Source organism: Chryseobacterium sp. CG10_8 (genome assembly GCF_058117085.1).
This window is the reverse complement of record NZ_JBYVEB010000004.1, coordinates 21666-34647: the sequence shown is the minus strand read 5'-3', so window position 1 is coordinate 34647 and position 12982 is coordinate 21666. Positions and strand designations below refer to the sequence as shown.

Annotated in this window: 14 protein-coding genes and 1 other RNA gene; 1 reads left to right on the top strand and 14 read right to left on the bottom strand. The window is 34.3% G+C overall.

The features are described 5' to 3' along the window. Window positions 1-86: 86 nt before the first annotated feature. The 6 genes from AC4AGG_RS01460 to AC4AGG_RS01435 form a co-directional block, all read right to left on the bottom strand. On the bottom strand, window positions 87-1805 hold the full coding sequence (locus AC4AGG_RS01460; protein WP_489770194.1) for a phospho-sugar mutase: 1719 nt from the start codon (window positions 1803-1805) through the stop codon (window positions 87-89). A gap of 128 nt (window positions 1806-1933) precedes the next feature. Then, on the bottom strand, window positions 1934-2494 hold the full coding sequence (locus AC4AGG_RS01455; RefSeq protein WP_489770193.1) for a hypothetical protein: 561 nt from the start codon (window positions 2492-2494) through the stop codon (window positions 1934-1936). 30 nt (window positions 2495-2524) lie between these two features. Continuing rightward, the gene (locus tag AC4AGG_RS01450; RefSeq protein ID WP_489770192.1) at window positions 2525-3226 is read right to left on the bottom strand and encodes a GIN domain-containing protein; all 702 of its coding nucleotides are present in this window, start codon (window positions 3224-3226) and stop codon (window positions 2525-2527) included. A 2-nt stretch (window positions 3227-3228) separates the two neighbouring features. Further along, window positions 3229-4200: a hypothetical protein gene (locus AC4AGG_RS01445; RefSeq protein WP_489770191.1), complete on the bottom strand. Its 972-nt coding sequence runs from the start codon at window positions 4198-4200 to the stop codon at window positions 3229-3231. Between the two features lie 11 nt (window positions 4201-4211). Next, window positions 4212-5174 (bottom strand): glycosyltransferase family 2 protein, encoded by a 963-nt coding sequence (locus AC4AGG_RS01440; RefSeq protein WP_489770190.1) that lies wholly within the window; start codon window positions 5172-5174, stop codon window positions 4212-4214. A gap of 239 nt (window positions 5175-5413) precedes the next feature. Beyond that, a complete protein-coding gene (locus AC4AGG_RS01435; RefSeq protein WP_489770189.1) occupies window positions 5414-5995 on the bottom strand; it encodes a DUF4199 domain-containing protein in 582 nt (193 codons plus the stop codon). A gap of 63 nt (window positions 5996-6058) precedes the next feature. On the opposite strand from AC4AGG_RS01435, the gene ffs reads away from it, so the two are divergent. Further along, window positions 6059-6156, top strand: an RNA gene (gene ffs / locus AC4AGG_RS01430) — signal recognition particle sRNA small type. 1 nt (window position 6157) lies between these two features. On the opposite strand, the gene AC4AGG_RS01425 is transcribed toward ffs, so the two are convergent. From AC4AGG_RS01425 to AC4AGG_RS01390, 8 genes are all read right to left on the bottom strand, one after another. Next, the gene (locus AC4AGG_RS01425) at window positions 6158-6952 is read right to left on the bottom strand and encodes a helix-turn-helix domain-containing protein (RefSeq protein WP_489770188.1); all 795 of its coding nucleotides are present in this window, start codon (window positions 6950-6952) and stop codon (window positions 6158-6160) included. Window positions 6953-6991: 39 nt separating this feature from the next. Beyond that, a complete protein-coding gene (locus AC4AGG_RS01420; protein ID WP_489770187.1) occupies window positions 6992-7672 on the bottom strand; it encodes a metal-dependent hydrolase in 681 nt (226 codons plus the stop codon). Further along, window positions 7669-8607 (bottom strand): tetratricopeptide repeat protein, encoded by a 939-nt coding sequence (locus tag AC4AGG_RS01415; protein ID WP_489770186.1) that lies wholly within the window; start codon window positions 8605-8607, stop codon window positions 7669-7671. Before AC4AGG_RS01415 ends, AC4AGG_RS01420 begins: the two co-directional genes overlap by 4 nt. Then, complete coding sequence (locus AC4AGG_RS01410) at window positions 8604-9056, bottom strand: GNAT family N-acetyltransferase (protein WP_489770185.1); 453 nt, start codon at window positions 9054-9056, stop codon at window positions 8604-8606. Before AC4AGG_RS01410 ends, AC4AGG_RS01415 begins: the two co-directional genes overlap by 4 nt. Before the next feature lie 7 nt (window positions 9057-9063). Then, a complete protein-coding gene (locus AC4AGG_RS01405) occupies window positions 9064-9783 on the bottom strand; it encodes a phytanoyl-CoA dioxygenase family protein (RefSeq protein WP_489770184.1) in 720 nt (239 codons plus the stop codon). Window positions 9784-9907: 124 nt separating this feature from the next. Continuing rightward, window positions 9908-10837, bottom strand: a complete 930-nt coding sequence (gene menA / locus AC4AGG_RS01400) for a 1,4-dihydroxy-2-naphthoate octaprenyltransferase (RefSeq protein ID WP_489770183.1) — start codon at window positions 10835-10837, stop codon at window positions 9908-9910. A gap of 15 nt (window positions 10838-10852) precedes the next feature. Beyond that, the gene (locus AC4AGG_RS01395) at window positions 10853-12364 is read right to left on the bottom strand and encodes a PH domain-containing protein (RefSeq protein WP_489770182.1); all 1512 of its coding nucleotides are present in this window, start codon (window positions 12362-12364) and stop codon (window positions 10853-10855) included. Continuing rightward, on the bottom strand, window positions 12354-12962 hold the full coding sequence (locus tag AC4AGG_RS01390) for a PH domain-containing protein (protein ID WP_489770181.1): 609 nt from the start codon (window positions 12960-12962) through the stop codon (window positions 12354-12356). Before AC4AGG_RS01390 ends, AC4AGG_RS01395 begins: the two co-directional genes overlap by 11 nt. Window positions 12963-12982: the final 20 nt, after the last annotated feature.

The following is a 12982-nucleotide window of genomic DNA, read 5'->3' as shown; positions in this document are numbered from 1 at the left end:
AATTGAAATACTGAACGTTTGAAAAAGAAAAGCGTCATCAAGAAACTAATCTCAATGACGCTTTTTTATTAAATATTAAGAGCTACCTACAGATGAAGGTCTACTTTTACTCTATCGATTTTTGCTTGTAAGCTCACCAATCTATCTTCGAAATCTTGGTTAGATTCAATTCTATCTCTTACGGAAACATAGAATTTAATTTTTGGTTCTGTACCAGAAGGACGAACGCAGACTTTGGTTCCATCTTGTGTGTAGTAGATTAATACATTGGACTGTGGAATATCGTCCATCACCTTTTTCTCTCCTTTAGAAACCACAAGACAAGTTTGCTCTTTGAAATCCTTCACTTCTTCAACTAAGCTTCCTGCAATCTCTTTTGGTGGATTTTCACGGAAATCCTTCATCATTTGTTGAATTTCTTCAGCTCCACTTCTTCCCTTTTTAGTCACATTAATTAATCCCTCATAATACATTCCGATTTCTTTGTAGATATCGATTAAGTATTGGAAAATACTGCTTCCATTCGCTTTGCACCAAGCTGCAATTTCACAAGCCAAAAGAATACTTCCGCAAGAATCTTTGTCTCGAACAAAATCACCAGTCATAAAACCGAAACTTTCTTCTCCTCCACAAACAAATTTTTCCTTTCCTTCGAAATCACGAATCATTTTTCCAATCCATTTGAAGCCTGTTAACCCTACTTTGCAATCTACTCCAAATTTTTCTGCAACATCAAAAAATACATCAGAAGTCACAATTGTAGAACCAATAAATTCTTTTCCTGTAATTCTTCCCGCTTTTTTCCATTGGTCAAGGATGTAATAGGTCAAAATGGTGTTACATTGATTACCGTTAAGAAGCTGAATTTCACCTTTCAAATTTCTAACTGCAATTCCAAGACGGTCACCATCTGGGTCAGTACCAATAACGATATCTCCATTCGTAATATTAGCTAAGTCAATCGCCATACCTAAAGCTGCAGGCTCTTCTGGATTCGGACTTTCCACAGTTGGGAAATTTCCACTCGGAATCATCTGTTCCTTAACTAAATCAATTTTCTTGAAACCCGCTTTCTCCAAAGCTCTTGGGACAGTTGTATAAGTAGTCCCATGAATGGAAGTAAAAACAATATTAAGGTTATCATAACCAATTTTATCCTTTTGATACAAAGAATTCTCGATACAAGCGTCGATATAGACTTCGTCTTGGTCTTCTCCTACCCATTCGATTAGATCGTCGTTACCTTCGAATTTGATTTTATCAAAAGCCGTAGCATAAACTTCCTTAATGATATTTTCGTCATTAGGAGGTACAACTTGTGCTCCGTCATTCCAATATACTTTGTAACCGTTATATTCTGGTGGATTATGAGATGCGGTCAAAACAATTCCCGCATTACATTTTTTGTTTCTCACCGTGAAAGACAATTCTGGAGTTGGTCTGTGATTCTTGAAAAGCAAAACCTTGATACCATTCGCAGTAAGAACATCAGCACAAATTTTCCCAAATTCTTTTGAGTTATTTCTAACATCATAAGCAATGGCTACTTTGATTTCCTCACCTGGAAATTGCTGAAGTAGATAATTGGCTAAACCCTGAGTGGCTTGTCCCAAAGTATATTTGTTAAGTCTATTGGTTCCTACACCCATGATACCACGCATTCCGCCTGTTCCGAATTCTAATTCTCTATAAAATGAATCTTCTAAATCAGGCGAATTGCTGTCAATTAGCATTTGGACCGCATTACGTGTTTCTTCGTCAAATGTTTCTGTAAGCCAGAGTTTTGCTTTGTCTAAGGTTGTCATATTTTTTTATTTTTTTCTTATGGTTTATAAATGAACTTTTAGAATAATTACTCCAAAACCTCATCTATGTTTAAATTCAGTTCATTTCAGATAACTCAAACTGCAAATTAGGCAGTCTTACCCTAAAGTCAAATGGTTTTTTGTAATAATTGAAAATCAAATTTCAAATCGTTAAAAAGTTCTTTACTAGGATACATTAATAGTTCTGTGTAATCTTCGATTTTATTATCTAAAGATTCAACATTTCTTTCAATAGTATATCCTTTGCTAAAATGAAATTTACCGATCTTTCCATTATCAACGGTCGTAAGCAAACATTTCTCGCACCCTATATTGACTGTTGCAATACCAAGTTGACAAAACTCTTCTCCTACTTCCAAATGCTTCTTTTCATTTCTGCAGGCACCAATTTTTGTCAAAATATTTTCAGCGACGTATGATTCATACGATAATTCCAAAGACATTCTCGCATTGTATGTTAATTTCAAATAATCTTCAGCAACTTCAAGTTTAACCAAGGAACATTTATCGTCAAAATACTCATCAAAAGCATGACAAAGTACTTCTATTGCCAAACTATTAAGACTACCTTCGTCATAAATTTCTTGAAAATATAAATTAGGACGAAGATAGATATGCGTTTGAGAATCTAATGATTGGATACTATCTGCATTATATTCTACTTCCATTATATTAACAATTAGTAGTTATGACTATGCTTAATTTAACTTTTTATTATTGACTGTTGCCGTTTTCTCTATTTTGAAATCCCGAACTGGGTCTCCATAATAGAGTAGTTTTGCAGTGTTTCTAACATTTCCCTTCAGAGAATCTTCTACATTAATTTCGGTGTATGTTCCGTTTTTTGCATCCAACATTAAGTCATCAATTGTCCAATAGGTCGCAATAATATTGGCTGTATCTGAAATCTTAAGTGTTGCATTATTGGTAAATCCTCTGAAGTTAGCAAGACTTGTATTCAGCATGTCCACTTCCGCTTTCTTGGTCTTGACAGCACCTATAAATTTACCATTATTTTTTAAATTAAGACGAAAATTATCGGTATTAATTTCACCGGAAATATTGAGCTCCACCGAATCAGAAATGGAAATTTTTGATGGACTAGATTTCGAATAGATAGTCACGCTGTAGAAATCCACATTTTCTGTGGGGCGACCTTCTGTAATTGACAGCTTTTTTCCAGAAAAATCGACATCAAGGTTATTTGCAATATTGCTGTAAGTCTCGATATCTACAAAATTGCTATCACTTTTTATCCAAAAAGCTCGAAACTTCCCCTCTAATTCGATTTCCGAAACATCCTGAATCTCTACTTTTTTGTGAACAACATCACCTTTTGGTTTTATTTTTCCACAGGAAACCACAATTAAAATCAGTATTAAAAATTGTATTCTTTTCATATTTATTTTAGTAAATCAGAGTTAATCTCGCTCCCACCCCATTCTACAACAACAAATTTTTCTCTTCTAAATTTTGGCAAAACTTGAGATGGAAGAGTTTGGAAATTTTCATTTACCCGGCCAAATTCCATAAAAACCCGAATCATTGTATCTGGCATTGGGGAAATGTCAAGTATCGAAGTATGATAGATATTATCATTAATTCTAAAATGTATAAATACCCTTTCATACTGATTGAGCTTAGGAAGCCAATACACGACAAAATCATTTATTTCTGTAATGTTAAGACCAATAGATTCTAACTTTTCTTGCAGAAATCTCGTATAATCATTTTTCTCTACATAAAATCCTTCTTTGTATGCATAATGCGATTTTGGAAAATGGTAAGAACCATCCCAAAAAAGATATGAGTAATTTCGTTGGTCAACTTTGTTGAGCAACATCCCGTTTGGTTGCGCAATCACTTCCCAACCATTGTTGTAAGCAGGATATGTTGTAAGAATTTTTCCTGAAAATTCGTGTTTAACAACAATTTCGGTTTCTTTCTCTGGATACAAATAGATTGCTGGTTTCTCAATCATTTTAAAATTAGTCGTATCGGGTCTGATTTTAATGTATTCTATATCTATCTTTAATTGATCTTCAGAATCTTGCTTTAACTTTTTTTTCCGAGAAAGTGAAGAAATTTTAAATGTCTTATATCCATTCAAAGTAGTTATTTCCAAAAATTTATAAAATCTTAATTCTATCGGCGACAAAACAATATTAAAGTGACTTGACTGACCTTTGCTATCATACTTTAAGATTGAATTCTCTGGTTTTCTTTTTGACTTAAAAAGAAATACTTTGAAATTAGTTTCAGGTTTGTTATTGACAGTCACTTCCCCACTAATAATATCTTCATTACGATATGAACTTTGTGCAAAACTATATTGAGTAACAATCAGAAAAAAAACGTATTTTAAAATTTTCACAACAAAAAAAATTAAATCACCTCCTCAATATGATAGTTCTTATGCTCACGATTAGTTCTAATAATCAATTCTCCCAGGAAACCTGCTACAAAAAGTAGTGTTCCCAAAATCATAGTCGTTAACGCTATAAAAAACCAAGGGTTTTCGGCAATGAGATTTCCATAAATTTTATGGTAATAGACATCTATCAACTTTGAAATTCCCAACCAAAGCGCTGACAAAAACCCAAAAATAAACATCAATGTTCCAACTGCGCCAAAAAAATGCATTGGACGACCTCCAAATCGGCTTACAAACCAAAGCGTCACCAAGTCCAAAAAGCCTCTCACGAATCTTTCGGTTCCAAATTTCGAGCTTCCGTAAGGTCGCGCTTGATGTTGAACTGGTTTCTCAGTAATATTTCGGAATCCTGCATTAGCAGCCAAAACGGGTATGTAACGATGCATATCTCCATAGACATCAACAGATTTCACGACCTGCCTTTTGTAAGCCTTCAATCCACAGTTGAAGTCATGCAAATAAACGCCCGAAACCTTTCTCGCCGCTGCATTAAACAACTTGGAAGGTATATTTTTGGTCATTACGTTATCGTAACGTTTCTTCTTCCAACCAGAAACAATATCATAATTTCCTTCCTTCACCATCGCATATAATTCTGGAATTTCCTCAGGAAAATCCTGCAAATCCGCATCCATAGTTATCACTACATCACCATTCGTGCGTTCGAAAGCAGCGTGAAGTGCCTGCGATTTGCCATAATTGCGAGAAAATTTAATCCCATGAACTTGAGGATGTTGCACTCTCATATTTTCGATGATTGACCAAGACAAATCAGTACTTCCGTCATCAATAAACCAAATTTCGTAGCTTAAATTTTCAGATTTGCATACTTTGTCAATACGTGAGAATAATTCCTCCAACGACTCTTCTTCGTTGAGCAAAGGAATGACTATAGATAAGTTAAGGTTATTCAAGATATATGTTTGAAAATTGAAGTTTCAAAGTTACTTTTTTTAAGACAAAAATAAAACCTGATGAAGCCGAAATTTCGTATGATTTTCTGTAGAGATAAGAAAATCCCATATATTAATTCAAAAATCACCACGTACAAACAAAAACTCTGAAAAGTTGTCCTCAATTGCATCTCAAATAATTAAATAAAAAAGGCTGAAAAAATTTATTTTCAGCCTTGATATTGATTATGATTTTTGCACTACGAAATTGTCCTCGAACGGAAGAAACTTCCAAAAAACAAAGACAAAATCAAAAAGTAAGCGCAATAACCTGCAAAGATGTAAGTAAAGTATTTTGAAGAAAACATATCTTCATTTTTCTTTTCTTTTTCAGCGATTCTCATCTTTCCTTCAGCATATTTCTTTTCCAAATCCGTCATTTCTGGTGAATTAGGTTTAACCATCTTTTTGGCCTGCGAATACTCGTCTTTCAAGTTGTTTCTATAGCTTTCGATGTATTGATAGTTCAACAAATCTTTGGTTTCTTTATCTACAAAATTGATATAAATAAATATCGACCCTACCGACAGCAATCCAGCCACAAACATCGGCATAAATGCCCTTCCATAGACTTCTTTGAAACCCAAAAATCGCTTGGACTTAGCCAAAGAATTAACGGAAACATAAGCTCCAATGGCGAAAATTAAAGGAAGCAGAAATGCACTTATCATGACCGAATGAGTGTAATAATCTACATCTCTAAAAAAAATATTCATCACAAAAAAGAGAATCATAATAGTGATAAACATAACAAAACCAATGGAGTATACGTTTTTAGGCATTTTTTATAAAAATATTTTGAATTTTGAATTTTGAATTTTGAATTAATGACTGTATCTTTGCACCGGCAAGTCCTAAACAACCAGCTCCTGAGAATCCTCCAGGGTGGGAACGCAGCAAAGGTAATCGGTTGTAGCGGTGTGATTTAGGTAGCTTGCCATTTTTTATTTATTTTTTTCTTCGATTATATCCTCCAACAATCTAATGTGACTCCAATTTTCTCCCGTCTTGATACGGTGAATTTGCATGTCCGAAACTCCAAATTGTTTTGCTAATCGTTTTAAGGTATACCCTTTTTTTAGTCTTTTTTTAATGGTCAGAACATCCGTTTCTGATAATTTGGTTGCTCTTACATTAGGCTTGTACTCGTCCCCCATGAAATTTCTTTTGAACTTAGCCAAAATATTTTTCGGGTGATTTGCATATCGTACCTTCAAATCTTCACGACTTGCCCAAGCAAGATTATCAACATGATTATGTGACTTATCATAATCCTTATGGATAACAAATTTCTTTTCTGGGTCGATTGGAGTCTCCAAAAATAATTGAGCTACCGCCTTATGAATCAATATTGCCAGATTAATACATCTTTTGTTATTGACTTTGATGTTAAGCTTTTTTCTTTTCTGGATTAACTCATCTCGTTCTTGTCGCAGAATTTTTTTCTCTTGCAAATCAGCTTCCTTGAAGCCCAAACTCTTTACTTTTGCACCAAGAGCATCGATTTCTTTTTGCAAATCTTCAATCTTCTTAGCATCAGCTTCTGTCCTCTTTTTAAACAACTTAATCCTGATAATGTTATAACCACCTTGCAAACCGCCTTTGGTTAAATTACCCTCTGGATAAAGCCCATTATAGGACATGACTCTACCATGATTAGAAATCATCAATCGAAAATTTCCTTCATGCTCATAATCCAACGGATACTCTCTCCACTCTTCTTTTTTACTGTGATACATCTTGCTTTCTCATTTTTTGTTACACAATTTCATTTTAAATTACACTTCTAATTCTTGTCCTAACTGAGGTAAAACTAAGTCAATACCTCGGTCACGAAAAATCTCTTGTGTTTTTTTATGATTAATCGCAATCGGTGGAAAAGTATCAAAGTGACACCCTATCACTTTATTACAATTCAACAATTCAGCTGCAGCAAAACTTGCCTTATTAGCACACATCGTATAATGTGAACCTATCGGAAGAATTGACCAATCAATTGGACCAAATAACTTTCCGAAATAAGCCATGTCTGCCATTACTCCTGTATCTCCTGCAAAGTAAATGTTTTTTCCTGGTATACGAAACATATATCCGCAAGGTTCTCCACCATAAGTTCCATCTGGGAAACTTGAAGTGTGAGAGGCCGGGAGCATCGAAATCTTTATATCATCAAATTTTGCCGACCCTCCAAAATTGATGTCAATGTTCTTATCATGACCAAAATACCCACAAATTTCTGGTTGTGCAATTATTTGAGCATTAGGATGATGCTCCAACACTTCCCTAACGTCTGCGGTATGGTCGCCGTGCGCATGAGTAATCAAAATATAATCAATTGGCTGCGCTTTTATATCGAATCCAGACTGCTCTTTTTGAAAATTATAAAAAGGGTCTGACAGAATATTTTTTCCATTATAAGTGAACAAAAAACAGTTTTGTCCTAAAAATTTAATTTTCATTTCTTGCGATATTTATTATTCGACTTTTTTATTAACCAAAACAGAACTCCAATAACTATAAAGAGAACGGCAATTTCACCCGCCATCAGTGCATAATCATATATTCGTTCTTCATCCTTATCGGATTGATCTAATCTTTTACCAGAATCTTTATTCTTTTTTACTAATTCTTGAAAGTAAGCTATCCTACTATCCATCAATTCACTACGAAAACCATATTGCTTAGATAATTGGTAAGCTTCTAAAGCTTTTTCAATATTAGATTCAAGAGCCAAAGCATTACCAAAATCAAAATAGAGACTTCCTACAATCTCTTCTTGCGGTTTTACAAATTGTGTTCTCTCCGACAACTGATAATTAAGGTCAGCTATAAAAGTTGATAATTCTTCTTTCGAAAAACTCGTTTTAGGGATAAGATCGTTGCCAAAATCAACCCCTAAAATATTTCGATCTTTATTGACTCCTAACTTTCTTTCCAAAATCTTCACGTGAATCCATTCGGAACCGTGATGCGATTCTTTATTGCGATTTAATGCTTCTTTAATCCACCATAAAGCATTTTGGTTATCTCCCAAAAGCTCGTATGCAGTTCCCAGATTAGAGGCGGTTTCATACATTCCTGGACTTAATTTTTCCAAATCAACAAAGATATTTTTAGCCTTTTCAACTTCTCCAAGGTAAACCAAAGCTGTTGCATAATTAAGACCATCAGCAAAATTCTTAGATTTCTCATACTTGCTTAAATAGTCATCAGCCAATCTACGATGACTTTCTAAATCAATTGTATTGATAGATAACCCTTGCAAATAATGAATTTCCTCTTCTAAAGTCTCTATTTTATTACCATGAATATCTGTTCCAACAATATAGTAGTTAAGACAGCCAAAAACTAACTTAAATGACAAAAACAAAAAAAGGAAAACTAACTTTTTCACAACCTTTTAATCATTACTGGAATCTCACGATTTTCGATGGAAGTTGAAGTCAACATTTCCACCGTTTCGAAACCAAAATTTTTGTAAAACATTTCCGAATTGGGATCTGATTCTAATCTAATATATTCGACTCCTACACCATTCACCCTTTCTAAAAAATCATTCATCAATAGCTTTCCAAATCCCTTCCCAATATTGTCAGGACGCACAAACATAGAATCCAAAACAACATGATCTTCCTCCGTCAAAAAAGCGTAAAACCCCACAATCCTGCCTCCTTCATCCGTCAAGTGAAAAACTTGATTCGTATCAATAAATTCCTTGGTTACTTCCAAATCACTTTTCCAAAGCTGCATCCATTCTTCAGGATAATTCCAAAACTTTTTAGAAGCTACGGCTACCTCCGTTAATACCTCATCATGATGACTTTCCGACTTCTTGATTTCCATACTTCTTCTACTGAAACACAACATTTTTCTCGCTCCATGATAAACCTTCTGCCAATTGTTGATTAGACATCTCGATATGGATAACGCGACGCCTCTTTCCGTTAGTCGTCCTTCCAGACGAGTGAAGTGTCAACGGTTTCATTAACATTACCCCTCCTTTCGGAACTTCGCAAAGCACCTCCTTCTCAAAAGTATAATCTATATTTTCTGGGCGAAAAATCCCTTTCGAATGCGAATTTTCAATAACTTTTAAGGCTCCATTTTCAGCTGTAGTTTCATCCAAATGAATTCTAAAAGTCACTACATTCTCCAAAATATCTATTGGAGGCTGTACTGTATATTGCTGATATTTGGTGGTCCAATGTTGATAACCTTTTGATTCAATTTTATCTTTAACAGAAATGGTAAGATCTTGATGGTAGGAAACAAACCAATTGGATTTTTGAGGTTTGTCAAAATAGATAGACTTTACTATAAAATAGTCTTCACCAGCAACTTCCTTTACCAATGCTTTGAACTTTTCATTAAAAACAAGCGGTAAAACTTCCGGAATTTCGAGGTGAAATTGCCTTATTGCAAAAAGGTCTTCGTTTTTTCTAAAAGTATCTTTTGGTGATTCTTTGGCACCAATAGTTTGAATAATTTTGTCCACTTCAATACCCGAGTATATTTCATCCGAAACGAAATATCCACCACTTTCAAACCTTGATTTAGTTCCTAAGTCCATATTTTTTCTGGAAAAAGTTATACAACAAATAATTCTTCTGTATTAGAAAACACACCCAAAAGTGGATACTGCCTCTATACAGAAGTATCAAATTCTTTTTTCCCAATTTGCTTTATCGAACCTTCTAATTGAAATAATTCAATCCGAAAGCCAACAAAACGCTCATCATTAGTGTCATTATCCCGACTTGCTTTAGAAAAGGGTCGAGCTCTCGAGGTTCTTTAACATTCATAATCCTCCTTCTTATCGCCATCAATGGAAAAAGTAAAACCATTACAATAAAAACGTAATAATTCCCTTTTTGAAAGAAACCTTGCAATCCCAAAAATACTAAAATTAAAATTAATGGCAACTGTAATAGTAACATTTCGTAAATCATGGCACTTTTGAAGCCTAATCTTAATGCTAAAGTCTTTTTTCCAGATAATTTATCGCTTTCGATATCACGCATATTATTAAGGTTGAGAACGGCTGCACTCATCATTCCGATCGCAGTTGCAGGCAACAAAATCTCCCAATTAAAGGTCCTAGTGAACAAAAAATAACTTCCTCCTACGGAAACCAATCCAAAGAATATAAAAACCATGATATCTCCCAAACCGAGATAACCGTAAGGTTTTTTCCCAACTGTATATCCAATCGCTGCCAAAATACAGGCGATTCCGAGACCGATAAAAGTCCAAAATTCTTTAATAAAATCAGGAAAAAATGCTCTGTACAAAAGTACAACCGTTGAAACCAGTGATAAAACCGCAAATAACATCATGGCATTTTTCATTTGCTTAGCCGAAATTTTACCAGAAACTACTGCTCTTTGCTCGGCTTCATTAGCTCTAAGGTTATCCGTCCCTTTGACTCCATCTCCATAATCGTTCGCAAAATTAGACAGAATTTGGTAGCACAAGGTTACCACAAGTGCTAAAACAAAAATTGTAACATCCCAAGATTTTCCTTCTTGAGTCAGTTGCCATCTTGCAATAAAAGAACCCATAATAATTCCGCTCAATGAAAGCGGCAAAGTACGCAGTCGTGCTGCTTTTATCCAATCTATCATAATTATTTGTAAAATTTACATCCAGTTTTTCACTGAACTTTCAACTTTGTAGAGGGTGAAATTGACGAGCTTTTTCAATTTTGAAAAATCTGCAGTTCCAAAGGAAATAAAACCTCCTGCAGTAAAGAATTGAACCGAACCCAAATTGGATTTTCGTTGCCAAATATACTGTGAAATTTTAACCGCCTGAACCTTTTCCATTGCCATTGTTTCTTTGCTGATATCCCAAATCCCTGATCGAACCTGAATAAAGTTTTCATCATAATACAAACGATTTTTCAGGAACGAACGTACGATTAAAGCTTCAGCAACAACAGCATACAAAATCGACAAAAGCCAATAATCTCCTACAAAATTACGTGCAAAAATACTGATAATTATTGGGAATACGACCAAGAGGACGCTTTGCAAAATCAATCTCCTGATATGAGGTTTCAGAGAAAACTGAAAGCTTCTCAAATTATTCCAAATGAAATGAATCAAATCATCTTTCTCCATCGAATTAACACCCGGAATAACATTCTTCTCTCCTTTCTTTTGCTCGCTTTCGGCAATTTGTTTGAACTTCAACAGAAAAACATTCATCTTTTTTTGAAAAAAGTTCTGACTTTCAGAGATCAACTGAACTTTGCTCTTAGAAATGATCGCATTCTTCGTACTCAACAGCCCATACTCTAATGAAAGTCGATTATTCTTTTTCTGAATTTTCATTCCGAAATACTTGATGATGGTCAATACCAAACTCACCAAAACTCCTATTATAAAAATACCTAAAACCGAGAATAAAATAATGAAAACAAGCGATTCCTGAAACTGCTGTGATTGCAACCTCTCTTCTACATTGCCCTGCTCCAAAACGTAATCTTCTAAAACCAAGCCACCAAAAAACTCCGATGCTCTTTCTCGGATGTAGAAGAAAAAACCAATAATGGTGAAAAAACTTTGAATATAATTGGCCGTCAAACCATATTGGACTAATGAAAGCAACGAAACTTTAAGCGTTGTATCTGGCTCATCTTCTTCATAGAAAATACTTTCATCAAAATAAGGTTTCCGTTCTTCATTATTCTCCAAAAGATACTTTTTGATATCTTGTGCATTTTTGTAAGAAATAGCATTCACTTTCACCTCTTTGACATCACTTCCTGGACTGTCGATCTCCAATTCGTAGATATTGAGAAGTCGATGAATAAAGGGCTGATTAATATTAACTTCCTGAATTTTATCCTTTTCAATTCCGATTTCCTTTTTATTGATAATTCCTTTTTTGATTACAAATTTCCCGTTCTTGACATCAATGAAATAAGAGAAATTTCGATACTGAAAAATAGAATTTATAATAAAAAACAAAACTACCGCACTTGTCAAAACATAAACAATCCAAATCGGAAAACCATCTCCCTTCACAATATACAGCAAAAATACTGGCCAAGCACCACGAAGAAACTTCCCAAAATTGATGATAGCCAAAAGGATAATCCCGATTTTGGACTGTCTTTGTGGTGATGTAAAAGCGTTACTTTCCATCTTCTATATTTTGTTGTGAAGTTCTAACTTCAACATCTTTAGCATCTTCATCTGATATCAGGGATGAGACTTCAATTTCTGATGAAAGTTCTTCTTCCTTGATTTTGTTCAGAATCATTTGATTCAACTTTTCTGCAGTATCTTTGGGAAGACCATGTATCGTCATATCTTGTGTACTTGCTGTGAAAAGCGAGATAGATTTCAGTCCCAAAATTCTGGAAAACCAACCTTCCTCTAATGCAACATGTTGAATCCTATTGAACGGAATTATCAAAAAATTTCGTTTCAACAAACCATAATGATAAATCACATCGTGTTCTCGTATCGCATATTTTCTTTGAAAAAAACCAAAATAACGATTAAGAAAAATGAGTGAAACTAAAATTCCATAAAGGACAAAAATGTATCCTACTCGATTCCCAAATTCTTCTCTGAAAATGAAAAAAGCAACACCAAAAGCCAACAACAAAATAAAAGCAATCACCCCCACATTGAACATGACTACCTTTAAATATTTCCTTGAAATAGGCATTAATTCCACGCTTTCAAAATCGGGTAAATCGCTTTTGAGAATAGGATTGTTTTGAAATTCCTGCATGATTATTATAATAAAAAACC

What these genes read in the sequence shown, in the direction of transcription:
- AC4AGG_RS01460 (WP_489770194.1), bottom strand. Translation starts at nt 1,805, where the DNA reads ATGACAACCTTAGACAAAGCAAAACTCTGGCTTACAGAAACATTTGAC.
- AC4AGG_RS01455 (WP_489770193.1), bottom strand. Translation starts at nt 2,494, where the DNA reads ATGGAAGTAGAATATAATGCAGATAGTATCCAATCATTAGATTCTCAA.
- AC4AGG_RS01450 (WP_489770192.1), bottom strand. Translation starts at nt 3,226, where the DNA reads ATGAAAAGAATACAATTTTTAATACTGATTTTAATTGTGGTTTCCTGT.
- AC4AGG_RS01435 (WP_489770189.1), bottom strand. Translation starts at nt 5,995, where the DNA reads ATGCCTAAAAACGTATACTCCATTGGTTTTGTTATGTTTATCACTATT.
- AC4AGG_RS01425 (WP_489770188.1), bottom strand. Translation starts at nt 6,952, where the DNA reads ATGTATCACAGTAAAAAAGAAGAGTGGAGAGAGTATCCGTTGGATTAT.
- AC4AGG_RS01420 (WP_489770187.1), bottom strand. Translation starts at nt 7,672, where the DNA reads ATGAAAATTAAATTTTTAGGACAAAACTGTTTTTTGTTCACTTATAAT.
- AC4AGG_RS01410 (WP_489770185.1), bottom strand. Translation starts at nt 9,056, where the DNA reads ATGGAAATCAAGAAGTCGGAAAGTCATCATGATGAGGTATTAACGGAG.
- AC4AGG_RS01405 (WP_489770184.1), bottom strand. Translation starts at nt 9,783, where the DNA reads ATGGACTTAGGAACTAAATCAAGGTTTGAAAGTGGTGGATATTTCGTT.
- menA (WP_489770183.1), bottom strand. Translation starts at nt 10,837, where the DNA reads ATGATAGATTGGATAAAAGCAGCACGACTGCGTACTTTGCCGCTTTCA.
- AC4AGG_RS01395 (WP_489770182.1), bottom strand. Translation starts at nt 12,364, where the DNA reads ATGGAAAGTAACGCTTTTACATCACCACAAAGACAGTCCAAAATCGGG.
- AC4AGG_RS01390 (WP_489770181.1), bottom strand. Translation starts at nt 12,962, where the DNA reads ATGCAGGAATTTCAAAACAATCCTATTCTCAAAAGCGATTTACCCGAT.